The 21,622-nt window shown below is 69.7% G+C and carries 17 protein-coding genes; 6 read left to right on the top strand and 11 right to left on the bottom strand.

Annotation, left to right across the window (positions count from 1 at the left end):
* Positions 1 to 26 precede the first annotated feature (26 nt).
* From O5O46_RS20160 to O5O46_RS20140, 5 genes are all read right to left on the bottom strand, one after another.
* Positions 27 to 1,805, bottom strand: a complete 1,779-nt coding sequence (locus O5O46_RS20160) for a glycoside hydrolase family 15 protein (protein ID WP_269856899.1) — start codon at positions 1,803 to 1,805, stop codon at positions 27 to 29.
* 12 nt (positions 1,806 to 1,817) lie between these two features.
* Entirely contained in the window at positions 1,818 to 2,942 is a 1,125-nt protein-coding gene (locus O5O46_RS20155; protein WP_269856898.1) for an enolase C-terminal domain-like protein, read from the bottom strand.
* Complete coding sequence (locus O5O46_RS20150) at positions 2,939 to 4,756, bottom strand: thiamine pyrophosphate-requiring protein (RefSeq protein ID WP_269856937.1); 1,818 nt, start codon at positions 4,754 to 4,756, stop codon at positions 2,939 to 2,941. The genes O5O46_RS20155 and O5O46_RS20150 overlap by 4 nt, the downstream gene beginning before the upstream one ends.
* A 125-nt stretch (positions 4,757 to 4,881) precedes the next feature.
* Entirely contained in the window at positions 4,882 to 7,998 is a 3,117-nt protein-coding gene (locus O5O46_RS20145) for an FAD-binding and (Fe-S)-binding domain-containing protein (protein ID WP_269856897.1), read from the bottom strand.
* Between the two features lie 484 nt (positions 7,999 to 8,482).
* Positions 8,483 to 8,809: a plasmid stabilization protein gene (locus O5O46_RS20140; protein WP_269856896.1), complete on the bottom strand. Its 327-nt coding sequence runs from the start codon at positions 8,807 to 8,809 to the stop codon at positions 8,483 to 8,485.
* Positions 8,810 to 9,190: 381 nt separating this feature from the next.
* On the opposite strand from O5O46_RS20140, the gene O5O46_RS20135 reads away from it, so the two are divergent.
* From O5O46_RS20135 to O5O46_RS20125, 3 genes are all read left to right on the top strand, one after another.
* Positions 9,191 to 9,751, top strand: coding sequence for a cupin domain-containing protein (locus tag O5O46_RS20135; protein WP_269856895.1), 561 nt, complete (start codon positions 9,191 to 9,193; stop codon positions 9,749 to 9,751).
* Entirely contained in the window at positions 9,744 to 10,517 is a 774-nt protein-coding gene (locus O5O46_RS20130; RefSeq protein ID WP_269856894.1) for an SDR family NAD(P)-dependent oxidoreductase, read from the top strand. The genes O5O46_RS20135 and O5O46_RS20130 overlap by 8 nt, the downstream gene beginning before the upstream one ends.
* Positions 10,518 to 10,688: 171 nt before the next feature.
* The gene (locus O5O46_RS20125; RefSeq protein WP_269856893.1) at positions 10,689 to 11,060 is read left to right on the top strand and encodes an SH3 domain-containing protein; all 372 of its coding nucleotides are present in this window, start codon (positions 10,689 to 10,691) and stop codon (positions 11,058 to 11,060) included.
* 477 nt (positions 11,061 to 11,537) lie between these two features.
* On the opposite strand, the gene O5O46_RS20120 is transcribed toward O5O46_RS20125, so the two are convergent.
* The gene (locus tag O5O46_RS20120; RefSeq protein WP_269856892.1) at positions 11,538 to 12,641 is read right to left on the bottom strand and encodes a sugar ABC transporter substrate-binding protein; all 1,104 of its coding nucleotides are present in this window, start codon (positions 12,639 to 12,641) and stop codon (positions 11,538 to 11,540) included.
* A gap of 497 nt (positions 12,642 to 13,138) precedes the next feature.
* Here O5O46_RS20120 and O5O46_RS20115 point away from each other — a divergent pair, with 497 nt between their 5' ends.
* Positions 13,139 to 13,534: a hypothetical protein gene (locus O5O46_RS20115; RefSeq protein WP_269856891.1), complete on the top strand. Its 396-nt coding sequence runs from the start codon at positions 13,139 to 13,141 to the stop codon at positions 13,532 to 13,534.
* A gap of 34 nt (positions 13,535 to 13,568) precedes the next feature.
* Here O5O46_RS20115 and amaB read toward each other — a convergent pair whose 3' ends face one another.
* From amaB to O5O46_RS20095, 4 genes are all read right to left on the bottom strand, one after another.
* Positions 13,569 to 15,113, bottom strand: a complete 1,545-nt coding sequence (gene amaB / locus O5O46_RS20110) for an L-piperidine-6-carboxylate dehydrogenase (protein WP_443072574.1) — start codon at positions 15,111 to 15,113, stop codon at positions 13,569 to 13,571.
* A 39-nt stretch (positions 15,114 to 15,152) separates the two neighbouring features.
* Positions 15,153 to 16,334, bottom strand: coding sequence for an NAD(P)/FAD-dependent oxidoreductase (locus O5O46_RS20105; protein WP_269856890.1), 1,182 nt, complete (start codon positions 16,332 to 16,334; stop codon positions 15,153 to 15,155).
* 69 nt (positions 16,335 to 16,403) lie between these two features.
* Positions 16,404 to 18,287 carry a transketolase gene (locus O5O46_RS20100; RefSeq protein WP_269856889.1) on the bottom strand — a complete coding sequence of 628 codons (1,884 nt, stop codon included), beginning with the start codon at positions 18,285 to 18,287 and terminating at the stop codon, positions 16,404 to 16,406.
* Positions 18,288 to 18,465: 178 nt separating this feature from the next.
* Positions 18,466 to 18,798, bottom strand: coding sequence for an aldehyde dehydrogenase family protein (locus O5O46_RS20095; RefSeq protein WP_269856888.1), 333 nt, complete (start codon positions 18,796 to 18,798; stop codon positions 18,466 to 18,468).
* Between the two features lie 136 nt (positions 18,799 to 18,934).
* On the opposite strand from O5O46_RS20095, the gene O5O46_RS20090 reads away from it, so the two are divergent.
* Both O5O46_RS20090 and O5O46_RS20085 read left to right on the top strand, forming a co-directional pair.
* Positions 18,935 to 19,237, top strand: a complete 303-nt coding sequence (locus O5O46_RS20090) for a hypothetical protein (protein ID WP_269856887.1) — start codon at positions 18,935 to 18,937, stop codon at positions 19,235 to 19,237.
* A gap of 133 nt (positions 19,238 to 19,370) precedes the next feature.
* Entirely contained in the window at positions 19,371 to 19,709 is a 339-nt protein-coding gene (locus O5O46_RS20085; protein ID WP_269856886.1) for a histone-like nucleoid-structuring protein Lsr2, read from the top strand.
* 744 nt (positions 19,710 to 20,453) lie between these two features.
* On the opposite strand, the gene O5O46_RS20080 is transcribed toward O5O46_RS20085, so the two are convergent.
* Positions 20,454 to 21,506 carry an alpha/beta hydrolase gene (locus tag O5O46_RS20080; RefSeq protein ID WP_269856885.1) on the bottom strand — a complete coding sequence of 351 codons (1,053 nt, stop codon included), beginning with the start codon at positions 21,504 to 21,506 and terminating at the stop codon, positions 20,454 to 20,456.
* Positions 21,507 to 21,622: the final 116 nt, after the last annotated feature.

Below are 21,622 nucleotides of genomic sequence, written 5' to 3'. Positions count from 1 at the left end.
GTGGGTTCGTTGCGGCGGGCGTGGTGTCACGGCGGCTGCGCTGCCAGTCGGGCCGCGCTTTCGAGCATGAAGGCGTGGACGAAGGCTTGTGGCAGGTTGCCGCGTAGCTGGTGCTGGGCGACGTCGTATTCCTCGGAGTACAGCTGCGCCGGTCCGTGCGCGGCGCGGTTGCGTTCGAACCAGGTGCGGGCGGCGATCTCGTTGCCTTGGCGGTGCTCTGCCAGTGCCATGACGAAGCCGCACAGGAGGAACGCGCCCTCGGCTTCCTCCAGCGGGCGATCGTCGTGTCGGAAGCGGTAGGCGTGGTGTCTGTCGGTCAGTTGCTGCCTATAAGCGTGCAGTGTGGTTCGGGTGCGGGGGTCGTCGGCAGGCAGGGCGCCGCGCAGTGGGGGCAGTAGTAGGGCTGCGTCGAGCCTGGAATCGTTGGGGGAGCGTTGCCAGTAGCCGTTCGGATGTAGTGAGGCGGCGGCGGTGGCGGCGAAGATGGTCTCCGCCAGAGCACTCCAGCGCCGGGCCTGACGGGAGCGTGGGGCGACGGCGGCCATGCCGCGCAGTCCGGCGACGCAGATCAGGCGGCTGTGGGTCCATGCCTGGTCGTCCAGTTCCCAGATGCCCGCGTCGGGTTCGCGCCAGCGGGTCTCGATGGTGGCCGCGGCGAGTTCCGCGCCTTTCCAGCCGTCGTCGTCGAGTCTGCCGGCGCGGGCCGCGGCGGCGAGCAGCAGGAGGGCCTCGCCGAACGCGTCGAGTTGGAACTGGCGGTTGATGTGGTTTCCGATGCGGTCGAAGCCGCCGGGGTAGCCGGGGAGGTCGAGTGAGCGCTGGTCCGGAACGGGGCCGCCGTGTGTGGTGTAGGCGGGTTTCAGCTGGGGCCCGTGGGTGTGGAGTTGGGCGGTGACGAAGCGGACGGCGGCATCCAGCAAGGGGTGGGCACCGGCGGCCGCGGCGGCCTGGCCCGCGTAGCACTGGTCGCGGATCCATACGTAACGGTAGTCGTAGTTGCGTCCCTGCTCCGCGCGCTCCGGGAGGCTGGTGGTGGCTGCCGCGACCATGCCGCCGGTGGCGCTGGTCATGCCGCGGAGGACGGCGTAGGCGTGGCTGGCGTCGTGCGGCGCGATGGTGGGGTTGAGCGGGGGGATGGTGTGCGCCCAGGACTGTTCGGTGGCGGTCCACGCGCGGGTGGCATCGACGGGGCGGCCTCGTGGGGGAGTGGTGCTTATCTCCAGTACGAGATCGTGTTGTTCCCCGGTCTCCAGGGCCAGGTCCAGGACGAGTTGACGGCCGGGTCCGGCGCTGTCCACGAGTCGCGCGTCCGCCCCACCGGACCACCGCATGTAGTGGTCGCCCGTCCGCGCGGTCCACACCCCTTCGGTGTTGTGGGGGTCGCTCAGCGGCTGTCGACCGTAGTCGGCGCACGGGCACAGGACCACTCGCACTGAGGCCGTCCCCTGGCGCGCCATGACACGGCGCAAGAGCACGAGGCGGTCGTCCTCGCCGGGAAAGGCGAGGGCTTCGCGGCACTCGATGATGCTGTCGTGTGTGATCCAGCGGCTGCGCCAGATCAGCGAACCTTCCTCGTAGTAGCCGCCGGAGACGAACGGCCCGCGAGGCGTCACCGCGTAGACGCCGTCTCCCCCGATGAGCGTGGCGAAGACGGCGTCGCCGTCCCAGTGGGGCGCGCACAGCCAGCAGATCTCTCCGCGCGGGCCGACAAGCGCGCCGCGTTCGCCGTCCGCGAGCATGGCGTAGTCACGCAACTGTTGGGGCGGGAAGACGCTGTGTCCGGTGGTCGGCTGGAGCAGGCTCATGGTTCTCCGTACTCAACCGGTGCGGTAGGGCTCGGCCTGGTCCGCCAGGAGCGTCAGCCCGTGGCCGGGTGTGCCGTCGGCTCCGGGGCGGATGTGCCCGCCGTGGGGGTCGAGGGTTCCGCCGAAGAGAAGGTTCTCGATGCGGACGTGGTCGTGGAACCATTCCAGATGGCGCAGATTGGGCACGGCGGCCGCGGCGTGGGCGTGGACGGCGGGTGCGCAGTGGCCGGAGATGTGCAGTCCGGCGGCTTCGGCCAGAGCCGCCACCCGCAGCCAGACGGTGATACCCCCGCAGCGGGTGACGTCGGCCTGCAGGCAGTCCACGGCACCGGCGCCGAGCATGTGCCCGAAGTACGGCAGGGCGTAGCCGTACTCGCCGGCGGTCACGTCCGCACGGACCGCGGCCCGGACCTGTGCGAGCCCTGCCAGGTCGTCGGAGGAGACCGGTTCCTCGAACCAGGTGACGCCTTGGTCGTCCAGGTACTGGGCGAGCCTGATCGACTGCTTCGCGGAGTAGGCGCCGTTGGCGTCAACGTAGAGTTCCGCCGTGTCGCCGATGCTGGCGCGTGCCTGCGCGACGCGCTGCCGGTCACGGTCCTCCGCCGTGCCCCAGGACTCGCCAATCTTGATCTTGACCCGTTCGATGCCCTGCTCCTGCACCCACGACCGCAGCTGGCGGTCCTGCGTCTTCGCGTCGTAGGTGGTGAAGCCGCCGCTGCCGTAGATGGGCACCTGCGGGCGGTGCGCGCCGAGCAACCGCACGAGAGGCAGGCCGAGCAGCCGGGCTTTGAGATCCCACAGGGCGATGTCGACGGCCGATATGGCCCCGGCGGCCAGCCCTGGACGTCCGGTGTTACGCACCGCCTGGCTCATCGCCTCGTTGGCTGCCGGGACGTCCCAGGCGCACCGACCCGTCACGGCGGCCGCCAGTTGGCCGGTGACGACCTGCCCGGTCGCCGGCGCGCCGTAGGTGTAGCCCAAGCCTGTGGTCTGCCCGCTGCGGACGTGGACGAGCACCAGGGTCGTCGCGTCCCAACTGAGTGTTCCGTCAGCTTCCGGGGCGTCGGTGGGGACGGTGTAGACGGCCGTCTCGACGGCGTCGACCAGAGGCTCCGCGCGGCCGGCGGTTGTCGTCATCGGTCTTCCTGTGCGCCCGGCCGGTCCCCGCGGTGCCGGTGGCCGGGCAGCATTTCCTGGACCTTGGCCTTCAGACCCTGCTTGACCATGTCGACGCGGTCGCTGTCGCCCTTGAGGATCGAGGCCGCGGCGGCCTCGATCTGGTCGAGGGAGGCGTGCGGCGGGATCGGCGGGACTGCCGGATCGGTGCGGAAGTCGATGACGAAGGGCCGGTCGGCCCCCAGCGCCTTGTGCCAGGCTGCCTCCACCTCGCCGGGCTTCTCCACGCGCACGCCGCCGAGCCCGATGGAGCGGGCGAAGTCCGCGTAGGGCACGTCCGGGATGTGCTGCGACGGCTCGAACTGCGGCGCCCCCGACATGGCGCGCATCTCCCAGGTGACCTGGTTGAGGTCCTGGTTGTTGAGCACCGCGACGATCAGTCGCGGGTCCTGCCAGTCCCGCCAGTACTTCGCGGCGGTGACGAGTTCGGCCATTCCGTTCATCTGCATGGCGCCGTCGCCGACGATCGCCAGCGTGGGCCGGTCGGGATGGGCGAACTTGGCGCCGATGACATAGGGCACCCCGGGACCCATCGTGGCCAGGGTTCCGGACAGCGAGCCGCGCATCGTGCCGCGCATGCGCAGGTGTCGGGCGTACCAGTTGGCCGCGGAGCCGGAGTCGGCGGCCAGGATGACGTTCTCCGGAAGCAGTGCGTCGACGGCGTGCACGACGTATTCGGGGTTGATGGGATCGGCGTCGACCGCGGCACGCCGCTGCATGACCTCCCACCAGCGGGCGGTGTCCTTCTCGATCTTCTTACGCCATGCCCCGTGCTTCTTCCGCTTCAGCTGCGGCAACAGGCGGCGAAGGGTCTCGCGGGCGTCCCCGACCAGGTTGACTTCGAACGGGTAGCGCAGCCCGACCATGTGCGGGTCGATGTCGATCTGTACCGCGCGCGCCTGGTCGAGTTCCGGCAGGAACTGGGTGTACGGGAAGTTGGAGCCCACGACGAGCAACGTGTCGCAGTCCCGCATCAGCTCGTAGGAGGGGCGCGTGCCGAGCAACCCGATGGCCCCGGTCACATAGGGAAGGTCATCGGGTAGCGCGTCCTTGCCCAGCAGTGCCTTGGCCACTCCGGCGCCCAGAAGGTCGGCCACCTCCTCGACCTCGGGCCGTGCTCCCCGCGCGCCCTGCCCGATCAGGATGGCGACCTTCTCCCCGGAGTTGAGCACCTCGGCCGCCCTGGCGATCTCGGTGTCCGTCGGGACCGGCGCGTACTCGGCGATACCGAGACTGGAGGGAACCATCTTGAAGGCGTGGGTGGGCGGCGAGTAGTCGAGCTCCTGCACGTCGGCGGGGAGGATGACGGCGGTCACGGTGCGCTGGGCGAGGGCGGTTCGCATCGCCCGGTCGATCACGTTGGGGAGCTGTTCGGGGACGGTCACCATCTCGCAGAACGCGGACGCGACGTCCTTGTACAGGCTCAGCAGGTCGACTTCCTGCTGGTAGGAGCCGCCCATGGCGCTGCGGTTGGTCTGCCCGACGATCGCCACGACGGGAACGTGGTCAAGCTTCGCGTCGTACAGGCCGTTGAGCAGATGGATCGCGCCGGGCCCCGAGGTGGCCGCGCACACGCCGACCTTGCCGGAGAACTTGGCGTATCCGACGGCCTCGAACGCGGCCATCTCCTCGTGCCGTGCCTGCACGAACTGCGGATTGTTGTTGGCACGGCCCCAGGCGGCGAGCAGGCCGTTGATGCCGTCACCCGCGTAGGCGAAGACGTGTTCGACGTCCCATTCGCGCAGTCGCTGTAGGACGTAGTCGGAGACCTTGATCGACACGATGCTTCCTTCCTCTAATCTGACGGCACGTCAACGAATGTCGCCCGGGATACCACCGCGACGGTAACCGGGTGGAACCGGGGCGGTTGTCCGGCGCGGGGCCGGGTCGCCCGTCCGGTTCATCTGCGCCGCCGTTTGCACAGGGCGACGACTGCGGCAACGCACGCGCCGGCCGCCGCGAGCGCCCCCGCGGTGAGCAGGCGGGCGTCGCGCAGCGAGTGCGTGGGCCGGTCGGCGAGCTTCTCCGGATGGTCGGCGGGCGCGTTCTCCTGAAGGCCCAGAGCCAGGACCTCGGCCAGATGCATCGCATGCCGACCGGTGCCACCCTGCTCGATCTGGGTACGGCAACTGAACCCGTCCGCGACGATGAGGGCGCTCGGCGGGCTCTGGCGCACGGCAGGCAGGACACCTTGTTCGCCCACGGCCATCGACAGCTCGTGATGGCCCCGTTCGAACCCGAAGTTCCCGGCCAGCCCGCAGCATCCGGCGTCCAGGACATCGGCATCGATGGCGGCCCGGCGCATCAGTTCCCGATCGGCGTCGAACCCCGTCACCGCGTGCTGATGGCAGTGCGTCTGCACCGTGGCCGACCGGGACAGGCTCGGCACCCGCCAGTTGTCGGGTGTGTCGTTGAGGAGCAGCTCGGAGAAGGTACGGAACTGCGCCGCCAGCCGCTGGACGTCCTGGTTCTCCGGCATCAGCTCCGGGGCGTCGGCGCGGAAGACCGCAGTGCACGACGGCTCAAGACCGACCAAGGGCGTACCCGCCTCGATCCACGGCCGCAGCACGTCGAGGGTGCGCCGCAACACCCGTTCGGCGGTGGCCAGTTGCCCGGTGGAGATCCACGTCAACCCACAGCAGACGGACCGCGCGGGCACCGCCACGCGGAATCCGGCGTCCTCAAGGACACGCACCGCCGCCTTCGCGACACCGGGATGGAAGTAGGTGCTGAACGTGTCCGGCCACAGCAGGACCGCCCGCGGATCCGCGGGGTCGGGGTCCGGGACATCACGTGAGCGCCACCACTGGATGAACGACTCCTGCGCGAACACCGGGGCCTGGCGTTGCACCGCCACCCCGGCCAAGCCCTTTCCGAGCCGGGCGAACCCGGGAGCGTGCAGGGCGGCGTTGACCAGGCGCGGTGACACCCGTGACAGCCGCGCCCACAGCGGCAGCCAGCCCATCGAGTAGTGCGCGGCGGGTCGAAGCCGTCCGGCGTAGTGGTGTGAGAGGAACTCGGCCTTGTAGGTGGCCATGTCGACCCCGGTCGGGCAGTCGGACTTGCAGCCCTTGCACGCCAGGCACAGGTCGAGGGCGTCACGGACTTCCTTCGAACGCCAGCCGTCGGTGACGGCCGAGTCGGCGTGTCCGCCGAGCATCTCGAACAGCAGCCGCGCCCGGCCACGGGTGGAGTGCTCCTCCTCACCGGTGGCGCGGTAGGAGGGGCACATCACGCCACCGGTGTGGGTGCGGCAGTTGCCGATGCCGACGCAGCGCATCACGGCTCGGGTGAAGGAGCCTTGGTCGTCGGGGTAGCCGAAGTGCGTCGCGTGGCTGTCCGGCCGCCACCGAGGACCGAGCCGGAGGTTTTCGTCGACGCGGTAGGGTGCCACGACCTTGCCGGGGTTCATCCGGTTGTCCGGGTCGAACAGGGCCTTCATCTCGCCGAACGCGGCAACCAGACGGTCACCGAACATCCGCGTGAGCAGTTCACCGCGCGCCTGCCCGTCACCATGCTCGCCGGAGAGCGACCCGCCGTAGGAAACCACCAGATCCGCGGCCCGCAGCACAAACTCCCGGAACCTCGCCACGCCCTCGGCGCTTTTCAGACCGAAGGGGATGCGCGTGTGGACACAGCCCTGACCGAAGTGACCGTAGAGAGAGGGGTGGTCGTAGTCGAATTCCGTGAACAACCCCTTCAGGCTCCGCAGGTAGTCCCCGAGCCGGCTGGGAGGGACGGCGGAGTCCTCCCAGCCCTCCCACGTCTCGCGATCGTCTGGTGGCCGCGCCGTGACGCCGAGTCCGGCCTCGCGGGCCTTGAGCATGCGCTGTTCGCGCTGCGGGTCGTCGGAGAACGCAACCGTTTTGTCGTCCTCACTGCGCCCCAGGGCCCGCAGCAGATCCCGCCCGGCTTCGTCGACGGACTCCTGGCTGTCACCAGTGAACTGGAGCAGCAGCCAGCTGTCCCCTTCGGGGAAGCCGTCGAGTGAGTCGAGGAAGGCGTGCTCCTCGCGCATCAGCTGCGCCATCCGCCCGTCCAGGGCCTCCAACTGGGTGGGCTGGCAGTGTTCGAGCAGGTGGGGCACGTCGTCCGCGGCGGCGCAGATGTCGGGGTAGCCCAGCACCAAGATGGCATCAAACGAGGGGACGGGGACCAGCTCCAGTTCCGCCCGCAAGACGGTGACCAGGGTGCCCTCGCTGCCCACGAGGGCCTGGGCGACGTTGAAGCCCTTCTCCGGAAGCAGTGAGTCGAGGTTGTACCCGGAGACCCGCCGCGGGATGTTCGGAAAGCCCCTCCGGATGTCCCCCAGATAGCGGTCGACGATGCCCCGCAGTCCTCGGTACACCTCCGCCCGGCGCCCGCCGGCGGCGAGGATCCGCTCGAACTCGGCATCCGGGGTCGCCCCCACCCAGAACCTGGCCCCGTCATACGTGAGGACCTCCAGCCGCCGCACATTGTCCACGGTCTTCCCGTACGCCTGGGCGGACGCCCCACAGGAGTTGTTGCCGATCATTCCGCCCAGCGAACAGTGACTGTGGGTCGATGGCTTGGGGCCGAACTGCAGGGCGTGCTCGGCCAGTTGGCGGTTGAGCTCGTCGAGCACGATGCCCGGCTCGACCACACATGTGCGCCGCTCGGCGTCGACCGAGACCAGGCGGTTGCAGTACTTCGTCCAGTCGATGACCACAGCTGTGTTGGTGCACTGGCCCCCCAGGCTGGTGCCGCCTCCCCGGGAAAGCACCGGGGCGCCGAACCGCGCGCACACCGCGACCGCTTCCGCTCCCGCCTCGACAGTACGAGGGACCACAACCCCGATCGGAACCTGCCGGTAGTTGGACCCGTCGGTGGCGTACGCGCCGCGGCTACCCGCGTCGAAACGCACCTCACCGTCGACGCGACGGCGCAGCGCCCGCTCAAGGGCGGCCACGTCGAGAACCGCCGGATCCGACGCCGAAGGCTTGCCATCGGCCGCGCGCCGGCCACCATCGGATGCGTCGTCATGGGCCCTGACCATGAACACCCTCCCTTCCCACTGAGGATCCCGGCGTCGCGCTCCACCGTCAGCGCGCGTACCCGGTTCATCGCCTCGCACTCACCGGGGTGACCTGCCTTCCCGCAGTCAGCGTGGCCGCCGTCGCCCCGCCGTCGCGGACGCGGAAGTGAACATGCCACGGGGGCGGACTGCCGGGGGCCCGCGGCGGCCTCGAACGTGTCCGTGTCCGAAGCTCCGGAGCACCGGCTTGCCCCGGGACAGTGCCCGGCCGCCCGGAAACGAAGCAACCGGCCGTGACGGTGCGCGGCCGAGCCGCGCGTCCAACGCGGAGGATGATGGGCCCGATCGCCACAGCGGCTTCGCGCCCACGGGACTCCGCGTCGAGGCCGCCGGGGGTGGGGGGGGGGAAGTCCAGCCCGAGGCCGCCGCACAGGCGTCCTGAGGACCCGCGGATCGTGGGTCACCAGGGGCGCGGGGCAACGGCAGGCAGCCCTGCGGCGGCACCTCAGCGACCGAGGGCTTGGCGCAGCTCCTGCTTGGTCATCGTCGAGCGGCCCTCGATGTGCTTCTTCTTCGCCTCTTCGTAGAGCTGGTCCTTCGTCGGCCCCTGCGCTCCGGTGTGGGAACGCTCGCCACCGCGCTGGTAGGCCGATTTCGGGTCCCGGGTGGATGTCCTGCTGGCCGACTTCGCCTCTCCTGAGCGCGCCCGCTCCTTGTTGACGGTGCGCGCGGCGATCTCTTTCGCACGGCCTTCCGAGGTGCCGCGCTTCTCGGCGCTCTCCTTGATGTGCTCGTACTGCCGCTCCCGTTTGCGGCTGGATCCTGCTGGCATCGTGTTCCTCCTCGTCGCACGCTCAATGCTGTCCGCACCAACTCAGCGCGTACCCGCGACCCGGCTGACCTCGACAGGGTCACCGAGTCCCTCCATCCACTTCACCCCCTCCGGCCAGCGCGCGCGACCCGGACGCAGTGGACGGGGCGGTCTTCTTCGCGCCGCGGACCTTGTGGCCGAGGATCTCCAGGATGGGCAGCGGCGGCAGCCACTGCTTGGTGTGATCGGGGCGCTCGGCTGGGTGGCGGCATGAGGTGGGGCGCTGGACGGCCGGTCGACGACGGTGTCGCGGGACCACCCGCGCAGCGAACCGCTATGGTCTGGGCAACGCTGCCGGCTTTCGCGCGATCGACCGTAGGAACACGCATGAGGGGTGGGCGGATGCGACCTGAGGACATCACGGCGCGGGAACTGGCCTCGCACTACGGGCTTGAGCCCCTGCCCCTGGAGGGCGGGCTGTTCCGGCGTACCTGGGTCGGGCCGCAGGTGCCCGGCGGTCGTGCGGCGGGATCGGCCATCGTCGTGCTGCTCTCCGCCGAGGACGACCAGTTCTCCGCGCTGCACCGACTGCCCGCTGACGAGGTCTGGCACTTCTACCTTGGCGACCCGGTCGAACTGCTGCTTCTCGAACCGAACGGGTCCGCCCTGACGATGGTGCTCGGGCACGATGTGCTCGGCGGACAGCAGGTGCAGTTCACCGTGCCCGGCGGCACGTGGATGGGCGGCAAGGTGGCCGAGGGCGGCCGTTGGGCGCTGCTCGGTTGCACCATGGCTCCGGGATTCGTGCCCGCCGACTACGAGGGCGCGGACGCCGACCAGCTCCGCGCGCGCTACCCGCAGGCGGCCGAGCGGATCACAGGCCTGTGCCGCCCCGGCGTCCCGACCCGCTACGAGGACGCCGTCGGCCCGGATCCGGAACCTGGAACGAGTGAACGTGGGTGACCCGACCCTGCCCGACCTGACGGGGCACACCGTGTTGGTCACCGGCGCCAGTGGCACCGTGGGCGGCGGAATCGCCTGGCAGTTCGCCCTCGCCGGTGCCGCCGTCGTCGTCCACTACCGTTCCCGGCCCGATCGCGCGGAGGAACTCGTCGAGCGGTTCCGGGGCTGTGGAGCAAGGGCGTTGGCCCTGCGCGCCGACCTCACCGACGAGACGGAGTGCAGGCGCCTCGTGCGGGAATCGGCCTCGTGGACCGGACGGCTGACCGCACTGGTGAACAACGCGGGAGTCCAGCCCGTACGGCCCCTGGAGGACATGAGCGTCGCGGACTGGCGGCAGGTGGTCGACCCCAACGTGGTGAGCGCCTTCGCCTGTACGCAGGCCGCGGTGGAGGCGATGCGTACGACGGGCGGCGGATCGATCACCCATATCGCCTCCATCGAGGGCAGCCGGCCCGCTCGGGGGCACGCGCACTACTGCGCGTCCAAGGCGGCCCTCATCATGCACGCGCGCGGTGCCGCTCTTGAACACGGACATCTGGGCATCCGGGTCAACACCGTCTCGCCCGGCCTGATCGACCGGCCGGGGCTGGAGGCCGACTGGCCGGACGGAGCGCGCCGCTGGGACCGGGCCGCACCCCTGCGGTGCCGGGGCCAGGCCGAAGACGTCGGAAACGCCTGTGTCTTCCTGGCGTCCCCGATGGCCAAGTGGATTACCGGCCACGACCTGGTGGTGGACGGCGGGATGTCCTGCGCTCCCACGTGGTAACCGCTGGGCCCTGCTCTGCTCTGGTTGTGGCTGAAAACGACTGCCCTGCCTGACGGTGCGCAACCATCCTGCCGAGTCGCGTGTCATACAGGACGCCAAAGGTCGTTACGGCCTGATCCGGGAAGACTTCTCATTCAGCGAAGTAGGGGGAGAAACATGTACACATTTGGCATGCGCCGTGTTGCCCTGGTGGGGACGAGCGCCGCGCTGGCGGGCGCGGTGGCGCTGTGCGGCGCCTCAGCGGCCGTGGCCGCGGCGCCGACCGCGGTCGCGCATCCGGCACCGGCACCGGCCGCCGCCAAGGCCGCGGAACCCACGGGAAAGGTGGTCTCCAGGATCAACCTGTCGATCCGCGAACAGCCCACCACCAGTTCGAAGTCCCTCGGCTCCGTCCGCCCGGGAACGGTGATCGCGCTGCACTGCAAGAAGGACGGCCAGAACGTCGACGGCAACCACCTGTGGTACATGCTGGGTGACGGCAAGCGCGGCTATGTGAGCGCGCGTTACGTCAAGAACCTGGCCGTGGTGCCCTACTGCAAGTAACGCTCCACTCTCGACAACACGACACGTCTGGGGACGAGTTCGTGTTGTCGGGGCCTCCCGCGGTGGGCCGACCACCCGTCGCGGGAGGCACGTGCGCCCGATCCGCTACGTGGTGCGGCGGCGCCGCATGCGGCGGGCGTGACGAACGGACCAGGCTGCCAGCACCCCACACGGCCGTCAGCACGGTCTGGGTCCGAGGTGCGCGCACACTCCTCGTCTCGACGCGACGCGAGACCGCCGTGGCGCTGCCCGGGTCCGCGGCCTTCGCGGGGCCCGGCTGGGGAGTGCACGGCTCCCTGCGGTGACCCGCGAAGGACGCTACGCATCGGTCCGCGAAAGTCCTTCCACTCGCGGATGGAAGCCCAGGTGGATTTCGGCAAGGCCGCGTTGAGACCGGCTGTCCCTTGGGTTGAGAAGATGCCGCACGACGGGGCCTCCGGGTCGTTCCCGGAGGCCCGGCGCGCTGGACGGCAGAGGCTACTTCAGACCGATCCTGGCGCAGTCCGCCGCGTATTGCGTGGTGCAGATCTGGTCCACGGTGTAGAGGCCATCGGCGATGACCGTCTGTCTTATGTTCTTGCTGTCCATGATCGTGGTGGCCACCAGTTTCGCCGGAATACCCTTGTTCGTGGCACTGCTGACCGTGCTGTCCGCGACTTCAAGCGGCTGGCCGGTGGCCAGTTCGATCGCCATCTGCGCCGCCGTGTCGGCCTCCACCGCGTACGGCTTGTAGATGGTGAACGACTGCAGTCCTGCCACGATCCTCTGCGTGGCGTCCAGTTGGGCGTCCTGGCCGCTGATCGGAGGCAGCGTGCTGAGATGGTCGGCCAGCAGGGTGTTGACGATCCCGGTGGCCATGCCGTCGTTGGCCGAGTAGACGGCGGCGATGTTGCTCTTGCCCAGGCGGTTGATCGCGTTGTCGATCTCCTTGCTCGCCTCGTCGGCCTGCCAGCCCGGGGTGTTGTACTCGGCCGCGATCCTGACCTTGCCGCGCAGCACGCTGAGCGCGCCGGCCTTGTACTGCGCCGCGTTCGGATCGGCGCTGTCACCGTTGATCATGACGACCGGAGTGCTCGGGGCGACCCGGCCACCGAGGGCGTCCAGCAGGCCCTGTGCCTGCTCCTTGCCGACCTGGGTGTTGTCGAACGACACGTACCCGTCCACCGCTCCCTGCGCCAGGCGGTCATAGGAGACGATCTTGATGCCCGCCGCGTGTGCCTTTTCGATCGAGGGCTGAATCGCCTGGTAGTCGACCGGGTCGACGATGATGACCTTGTCGCCGTCGCTGATCAACGTATTGAGCTGCGCTTCCTGGGTGTTGGCGTTCTGCCCGGCGTTCTCGTAGTCGAGTTGGCACTTCGGGCAGAGTGCCTTGAGCCTCGTCTGAATCTGCGGGCGGTCGACCGCCTCGTAGCGGGTGGTCTGGTTCTCCGGGAGGGCCAGACCAATCCGAAAGCCCTGGTTCACGTCAGCTGCGGTGGATTTGCCGGTGTCGACCGACTTCTTGCCGCACGCCGCCATGCTGAGCGTTATGGACACTGCCGCGGTCGCCACGACGGCGCGACGCAGAGTGGTGTTCACGAGGGGTACCTCCCTGACAGGGCCGCGAGGGTACGGCCGAGGTGGAGGTGAGTAGAACTCCGGAAATTGGGTCCCGTCAAGAACTTGATTCTTACGAGACGGCAACGTAGTGATTTGTTATCTAGCCGAACGCAAGTGCCTTCGGCTGGTTTGTCTGGCAGTTGCCGCTGGCATGGTCCGCGGGCAACCCGCAGCCGGTCGGGCGCGGCATGGAAACGGTCAACTCGGGGAAATCCTGCGGGGTATGGGCGTCCGCTGGATTCCGCCCGGAATAGCGATACCGGCGCATGCCGCCCCTCCTTGGCCGCTCACGAGACGGGGGACGGTACCACGCCAACCTGGAGGGAGCGACCGGGGTCCGGAGACCGCGTGGCGCGCACAGATGAACAACGTTGTCGTCCGTCAGGCGCGCCCGCGCACAGCCCAGGAGGCCGCCGATTGATCCTAATTTAGGGAATCGGGCACATCTGCCCGGTGTGATCCGGGAGGATGATGCCATGAGCGATCAGGACTTCTTGGCGCGCACCGAGCGGTTCGCACGCCATCTCGCCGAACTCGGGCTTCGTTTGGACAAAGAGTCGTTCGCACTGCTGCTACGCATCCTGCATGGCGTGAATCAAGCTTTGGTGCATCATTCACGGAGTGTCGATATTCCCTTCGGGCCGAGCGATCGGAAGCTGTTCACCAACGAGTTGGGCCGGGAATTGGAAACCTTGATGGACCTGCTGGGGTCACACGGCATGCGCATGGTCGTCGACGTGGCCGATTCGGCTGGTGCCAGCCCTGCTGGCGGCTTCGAGGGGCCGCCGAGCGGGCTGCTGGCGCTGGCCGAACGCGACCGGGACCGGCGCGAGGTCGAGGCCATTGTGCGGGCCAGCGGAATGCAACTCTGAAATGCGCCGCCCCAATTGACGCCGCCGCAGGCCGTCAGAGGAAGTCGACACCTTGCGCCAAAGGCAGTTCGGCCGAGTAGTTGACGGTGTGCGTGGCCCGCCGCATATACGCTCGCCAGGCGTCGGATCCGGATTCCCGGCCGCCACCGGTGGCCTTCTCCCCGCCGAACGCCCCGCCGATCTCGGCGCCGGAGGTGCCGATGTTGACGTTGGCGATACCGCAGTCGGAGCCGTCGGCGGCCAGGAAGCGCTCAGCCTCCCGCTGGTCGCTGGTGAAGATGCTGGAGGACAGGCCCTGCGGAACGTCGTTGTGCAAGGCGATGGCCTCCTCGAAGGTTCGGTAGGTGAGCACGTACAGGATCGGCGCGAACGTCTCCGTCCGTACGATCGCGGTCTGGGCGGGCATGCGGACCACGGCCGGTGCGACATATCGGGCCTGTGGAGCCTGGTCCCGTAGCAGCGGTTCGCCGCCGGTCAGCAGTTTTCCGCCGTCGGCCTGGGCGCGGTCGAGCGCTTTGGCCATCGCCTCGTGGGCGCGTGCGTTGATCAGCGGGCCCACCAGGGTCGCGGCGGCGAACGGGTCGCCGACCGGCAGCCGGTGATAGGCGCGCACGATCCGGTCCACCAGCCGGTCGGCGATGTCCTCGTGCACGATGAGCCGACGCAGTGTGGTGCACCGCTGGCCCGCCGTCCCCGCGGCGGAGAACACGATGCCGCGCACGGCCAGGTCGAGATCGGCCGAGGGCGCCACCACCGCCCCGTTGTTGCCGCCGAGTTCGAGTAGGCACCGCCCGAACCGCGCGGCGACCCGCGGCGCGACCTCACGCCCCATGCGCACCGAGCCCGTAGCGCTGACCAACGCCACCCTCGCGTCGTCCACCAGTTGTTCCCCCGTGGCCCGGTCGCCCAGGACGAGCTGGTGCACACCGGACGGCGCACCGGTATCCGCCGCCGCGCGGGCCAGCAGCGCGTCGCAGGCCACCGCGGTCAGTGGGGTCAGCTCGGACGGCTTCCACACCACGGTGTCGCCGCACACCAGGGCCACCGCGGTGTTCCACGCCCACACCGCCGCCGGGAAGTTGAACGCGGACACCACCGCGACCACCCCCAGCGGATGCCAGCACTCGGCGAGCCGGTGACCCGGCCGCTCCGACGGCATGGTGCGTCCGTAGAGCTGACACGACAGGCCGACCGCGAGGTCGCAGATGTCGATCATCTCCTGTACCTCGCCCAGCGCTTCGGAGCGGATCTTCCCCGCCTCCAGGGTGACCAGATCGGCCAGGTCCTCCTTGTACTCGGTCAGTAGCTCACCGAGCCGTTTGACCAGCCGCCCGCGCTGCGGCGCCGGAGTGGTGCGCCAGCCGGTGAACGTGGCGTGCGCGGCGCTGACCGCCGCCTCGACCTGCTCGGCACCGGCACACGGCAGGAAGAACATCGTGCCGCCGGTGATCGGGGTACGGCAGACCAGATCACCGCTGTCGCCTCCGATGGGCGGCTGCGCGCCGCAGCGGTTCAACCGCTGTGCGGCCAGCACGCGCAGGGAGTCGGTGTCGGGGAGCGTCGGGTGCGGGTCGGTCACGGTACGCCTCCTCGGTGGAGTCATCCTGCGGGCGCGGCGTCAAATGACGGCTTTCTCCGGACGGTTGGCGCGGGAGGTGAACCGGCCCGCGGCCAGCGGCGCCACATCGATGACCGGTGTCCGGCGCAGGAAGAGGTCACGGATGATCTCACCGACGGCGGGCGCCTGGAGGAAGCCGTGGCCGGAGAAACCGGTGGCGTAGAGGAACCGTCCCGGTGCCGCGGCCTCGCCGATCAGTGCGTTGCGGTCCGGCGTCATCTCGTACAGCCCCGCCCAGCCGTCGGTGACGTCCAGTCCGGCCAGCTCCGGCGCCCGCAGCGCCGCCGCCGCGCGGAACAGCGGCAGCCAGTCGAGGGTGAAGGACCGGTCGAAGCCCGGTGGTTGCCGAGGGTCCGACATGCCCAACAGCAGGCCCCCGGCACCGTCGTTGTGGAAGTACAGCGTGGATCCGAGGTCAAGGGTGAACGGAATGCGTGGCGGAGCCTGCCGCAGCGGCCCCGTGAAGGCGATCTGCCGCCGCAGTGGTGTCACCGGCAGCCGTACCCCCGCCATGTTCCCCACCTGGGCGGACCAGGCCCCGGCCGCGCAGACCACCGCCGGGGTGCGCACCGTGCCACCGGTGGTGCGCACCGCCCGTATGGCGCCGTTCGCCGAATCGATCGCGGTCACCGCGCAGTTGGCCCGCACGGTGGCGCCGAGCCGGACCGCCGCGTCCAGGTATCCGGCCACCGCCGCCCGCGGCAGCGCGTACCCGTCGGCGGGCGAGTAGGCGGCGGCAACCAGCCCCTTCGGATCGAGGTACGGGCACAGCCCATGGGCCTCGCGCGGGGTGACGATCCGGCTCGGCACGCCCAGGGCGTTCTGGGTGGCGACGCTGTCCTCGAAGGCGGCCACCTCGTCGCCGTCGCCCAGCAGGAAGAGATAGCCCACCTCGTCCAACCCCACGTCCACCCCGGGGCGTTGGGGGAAGTCACGGAACGCCGCGAGACTGCGCTGGCCCAGCCGGATGTTGAGCGGATCGGAGAACTGCGCCCGAACTCCCCCGATCGGCTTGCCCGATGAGCCGCCGGCGGGCCGGTCGCGGTCGAGCACCAGCACCTCGCGCACCCCCGCCTCGGCCAGGTGGAAGGCGACGCTCGCCCCGATCACCCCGGCCCCGATGACCACCACCGGGGCGTCGGGCGGCAGTGAACCGGCGGCGGATTCCGTACCGTTCGTCATGGCCCCTCCAGTCTCCGCGCCGAGGCGACGCGGCAGCGGACGTGCGGTGCGAGATCCGCCGGGCACGGCTCAGCGGCTGAGCAGCCTCCTGGCGGCGGCGGTGATGTGGGTACGGGAGATGCCGGCCGCGTCGAGCAACTCCGCTGACGTACCCGAGGCGGGCAGGTCGCGTACCGCCAGGTGCGCGAAGCGGGGTACGGCGGAGCGCTCGGCGAGCGCACTCAGTACGGCCTCTCCGAGGCCGCCTTCCGGACGGTGGTCCTCGGCGATCACCAGGGCTCCGGTCTCCTCGGCGGCACTGACCAGCGTGTCGGCGTCGATGGGCTTGACCGAGTACACGTCGATCACCCGGGCGTGGACGCCGTCCGACGCGAGCGTGTCCGCGGCGGCCAGGCACTCGTGCAGGGTCACACCCGCGCCGACCAGCGTGATCTGGTCCTCGGCGGTGGACCGCAGTGTCTTGGACCCGCCAACGGGGAACCGCTCGGTCGCCGGGTACAGCACCGGGTAGGCGCCGCGGGTGCTGCGCAGGTACGAGATCCCCTCCAGGTCGGCCATGGCGGCTGTCAGGGCGGTGGCGGCGGTGGCGTCGCTGGGGTAGAGCACCGTCGAGCCGTGCACGGCCCGCATCATCCCCAGGTCCTCAAGGCCCATCTGCGAGGGGCCGTCGGCGCCGATCTCCACCCCGCAGTGCGAACCGCACAGTGCCAGCCGGGCCCGGGAGACCGCCGCCATCCGGATGAAGTCATGCGCGCGGGTCAGGAACGCGGCGAACGTGGCCGCGTACGGCCGCCAACCGCGCACCGAGAGACCGACCGCGGTGGCCACCATCTGCTGCTCGGCGATGTAGGACTGGAAGTAGCGGCCCGGGTAGACAGCGGCGAAGTCCTCGGAGTGCGTGGAGTTGCCGACCTCCGCGTCCAGCGCGACCACATCCGGACGCGCGCCCAGCGCGGTCAGCGCCTTGCCGTACGCGGACCTGGTGGCCACCTTGTCGCCCGGCTCGAACTCCGGCAGCCGCACCTCCTGGGGCGTCGGGCGCGGCGGCGGCTGGTACGGCCGCGGCCCGGGACCGCGTACCTTCAGATGGCGTACGCCGCCGAGTTCGGCGATCGCCCGCTCGGCCATCTCAGGGGGCAGCGGCTTGCCGTGCCACCCCTCGGCGTCCGCCACCTCACTGAAGCCCTGGCCCTTGATGGTCCTGGCCAGAATGACGGTGGGGCGCTCCGTGTGGGTCGCGTACTCGAACGCCTTGTCGATCGCCGCCACATCGTGGCCCTCGACGGTCAGCGCGGTGCAGCCGAATGCCTCCACCCGGTTGGCGTACGCCTCCAGGTCCCAGCCGAGTTCGGTGGGGCCGCGCTGGCCGAGCCGGTTGATGTCCACGATGGCGGTGAGGTTGTCGAGGCCGTAGCGGCCCGCCTTGTCCAGCGCCTCCCAGATCGACCCCTCGGTCATCTCGCTGTCTCCGCACAGCGCCCACACCCTGAACGGCGCGTGCTCCAGCTTGCGGCCCGACAGGGCCACGCCGACGCCGTAGGGCAGCCCCTGGCCGAGCGAGCCGGTGGCGACGTCGACCCAGGGCAGGACCGGGGTCGGATGCCCCTCAAGGCGCGATCCCGCCCTGCGGTAGCGGGTCAGCAGCTCCTCCTCGCTGACCGCGCCCGCCGCCGTGAACATCGCGTACAGCAGCGGCGAGGCGTGCCCCTTGGAGAAGATCAGATGGTCGTTGCCGGGGTCGTCCGGCCGTTGCCAGTCGTAGTGCAGGTGGCGGGCGAGCAGCACCGCCATCAGGTCGGCGGCCGACATGCTGGAAGTCGGATGCCCGGAACCGGCGGAGGTGCTGGCGCGCACCGAGTCGACCCGCAGTTGCTGGGCGAGTTCGAAGACATCCTTCAGGTCGGAGTTGGGTCCGACCGTCCCGTTGGATCCGTTGGGGGAAGCGGCATTCATGGACGTTCCTCGGGGTCGTGGAGCTGTGCACGGGATCGGTGTGAGGCCGTGCACGATCTCATCGTGCGTACCGACGGCAGCCGCACATTGCTCCGTAAGGGGGCGTGGCCGCCGCAGTCTCACCCCGCCGTCCCGGTCTGGCGCATGACGCGTTTATCCGGGTGTACCCCTCCAATCCTCAGCTTGACAGCACCTTGCCGTAGCCGGAGCGCTTGAAACCACCGTGCGGCATATCGGAGGGGAACGCGAAGTGAGTGTTGACCCGGACGCGGCCTGGGTCCAGTCGGTGGGTGAGCCGCACGGCACGCGCGTGGTCGGCGGTCCACATCGCTGAGGCCAGGCCCAGCACCACCGCGTTGGCGGCGCGCATCGCCTCTTCCTCGCTGCGGAAGTGCTGCACGGTGCACTCTGGTTCGAACAGTTCGGTCAGCGCGGTGGTGGTGACCACCACGGCGGGCGCGAATTCGGTGCGCGGAGCCAGGAGTTCACGTGGTTTGAGCCCCTGATCCACGCCTCCACTGCTGCCCTAAGGCGGGCGGTGGCGAATTAACCGACCACGAAATCAGGGCGGTTCGACAAGGCCGGGAGTACTAGATCGCCGGATCCGCCCCCAGGCGCCGCAGCCCGCGTGCGAATGTGTCGCCGCGTTGGAGAGAAGCGAGCCCGGCTGGTGGCGGCGCGGACGACGGGTGCCGCAGATCGCGGAAAGGCTGCGCGCGGGGCGACGGGGGAGCCGGATCCTGGTGGCGGCGAACATGCGGGACTTCTACCGCCCGTCGTGCGGCCCGGGTTGGGCGCTGGCCGGTGACACCGGATTCCACAAGGACCCGATCGTCGGAGACCCCTCGGCCGCCGAGCGCTTTCTGGGCGTGCTGGGGGCCAGCCACCGCCTACAGGAATTCCCGGCGCCCGGCGAGCGGTCCGGCGACGGAGTCCAACCGCGCTGGTGAATTCATGCGTAGCGCCCAGGAGTTACGGGCATCCTATGAATGATGTCGGGAGGTTTGCAGAAGCCTGGGAGCAGCTGAACGCGTCTCCTGTAGCATCCGTCATCCATCAGTCGTACCGAGCTGGAGAAAACTCGTGGCACAAAAGGTTCAGGTCCTTCTCGTCGACGACCTCGACGGCGGCGAGGCGGACGAGACGGTGACGTTCGCGCTGGACGGGAAGTCCTACGAGATCGACCTCACGGCGGCCAACGCCGAGAAACTCCGCAACTCCCTTGCCGAGTTTGTGCAGTCGGGTCGCAGGACCGGTGGGCGAGGCGCTTCCGGACGCGGGAAGGCGCGCACGATGGTGGGTGGCAGCCAGGACACCGCCAAGATTCGTGCATGGGCCAAGGAGAACGGCTACAACGTCAACGAGCGCGGCCGGGTACCGGCCGATATCCGCGCGGCCTACGAGGCGGCCGCGGGCGCATAACCGGAGTTCCGGGGTTTCCCGGGCTCCCGGACCGGCGGAGTCGTGAACAGGCCACCGCTTCGTCGGCCGGTCCGGTACGGCTACGAGTGTCGGGCGCGGCGCCGCTGACCATCGCGGCGGCCGTGCCCGTTCTCGCTCCCAGGCGCACAGTGCCTCACTTCCTCACGACACAGTGTGAGTGATGCTCATCTGATTTTCCCGTGAAGTGTCTGTGGGTTCCCTGGATTTCGGGTGGCCGATGGCTCATGATGACCGCCAACTGACCCTCTGGCGAAAGCGCGTTCCACTCCGCGCCGAGTGCGCCGCCGCATGTCATCTGAGGCGGGATCGGCGGCCTCGCGCCGCGCACTGAATGTGAAATTCCCACCACCGCTGGAGACTTCTCACTACTTCCGTCGAACGGTGGCACACAGTTGCCAGGGACCCGCGGACCGCGCCCCGTCGAGGGCGGGCGTGGCCCGCGTTCCTCCGCTGCCGCCCACCGGAAATGGGGATTCCGGTTGCCGACGAGAGCGCGTGCACGTCCCGCGAGCATCATGGGATCCACTGCACCGGGCAGCCCACGCCCTGCTTCGGCCTCCTGCGCGCACTGTTGACCGGAGCAGCATCGCGAATGTCGCCCAGGGGAGACCCATGGCCTGGAAAACGCGCGCACACCGACCTGGGTGCCTGACGGCGACCCTGCTGAACCGGGGCGCCCCCGGTTCAGCAGGGGATCCGGGGTGCCCCCGGAACGGAACAACCTCAGCCCTGCTGCTCGCCAGTGAGCGACAGCTTCTGGTCCAGCCAGCGAATCGCGGCCGCGTAACCGCTGCCGCTCTGGGCGTCGACGTGAGTCGGCGCCTTGGCGCTCTGCTGGAACTGGGTGCTGGTCCCGTCGCCCGGCACCAGCAGGGAGACCGGCGGGGCGGGCATGTGCCCCAGCCGCCACATCAGGTCGTTCTCGTTCCTGACCTCGGTGTTGCCCGCGTACAGGTTGCCGGACTTGCCGGTCTGCGGGGTGTAGTCGGCGGACAGGCTGGCGCCCGCGCCGTAGCGGGTGGGGTTGGTCAGCGGGAGCTTCAGCGCGCAGTAGCCGCCGGTGGCGTCGCCGAGGGTGCCCCAGGAGCCGGGGGAGCCGCTGGTGCGGTACTGGTCGGCGACCGCCAGCGGCAGGTCCTGGTTGAAGAAGGCCAGCCCCTGCGGGCCGCTGGGCACGTTGGTGCAGTCCACGCCGCGGCCGGGCAGCGCGGTGGGCCGCACCATCACGTAGATGGTCGGCTTGATCTTGCTGCCGACTATGTCGGCGGCGACGGTGCGCGGCAGCGCACCGCTGGGCTGTGAGCTGAGGGCGACGACCACCGGGAAGCGGTCGTTCTGGTGGGCCTTCTGGAAGTACTGCGGCGGCAGGTAGACGAAGCCGTCGGAGGTCACCCCGGAGGACGGGCCGTGGAAGGTGACCTTCTGCACCTCACCGGCCTGCGCCTTGCCGCCCGGCAGACCCGCGTTGACCGTGCCCTTGACGGTGAGGGCGACCGGGCGGGCGCTGGCGGTCCCGGCGGTGAGCACCTGCTTGCCGGTGGACGCGCCGAACAGGTCGGTCCAGGACGAGTAGAAGCCCATGCTCTTGTTCACACCGACCAAGATCACGCCCAGTATCACGATCTGCGTCGCCGCGATCAGCCCGAGGCGGCCGAGCCACTGCAGCGGGCCCTTCTTCGCGGCGCGCGGCCACAGCCACAGCGCCAGCGCGACCACCGCCACGGCGGTGATCACCAGCACTGTGAGGAACAAGCTGGACGTGAGTCCCACGGTCATCGCTCTCTCTTGAATGAAACCTTCCGAAGAGAGGATAGGAATTCGGGCCTTTCGGGTTCCTCCGCGGGGTGACGAGTTTCCTGGTGGTTGGCGATTCCGCCACTGCCACTGGCCGC

The sequence above is a fragment of the Streptomyces sp. RPT161 genome, from assembly GCF_027533845.1.
In the GTDB taxonomy this organism is placed as follows: domain Bacteria; phylum Actinomycetota; class Actinomycetes; order Streptomycetales; family Streptomycetaceae; genus Streptantibioticus_A; species Streptantibioticus_A silvisoli_A.
The sequence above is the reverse complement of the archived record's forward strand: the minus strand, read 5'-3'. Positions and strand labels throughout refer to the sequence as shown.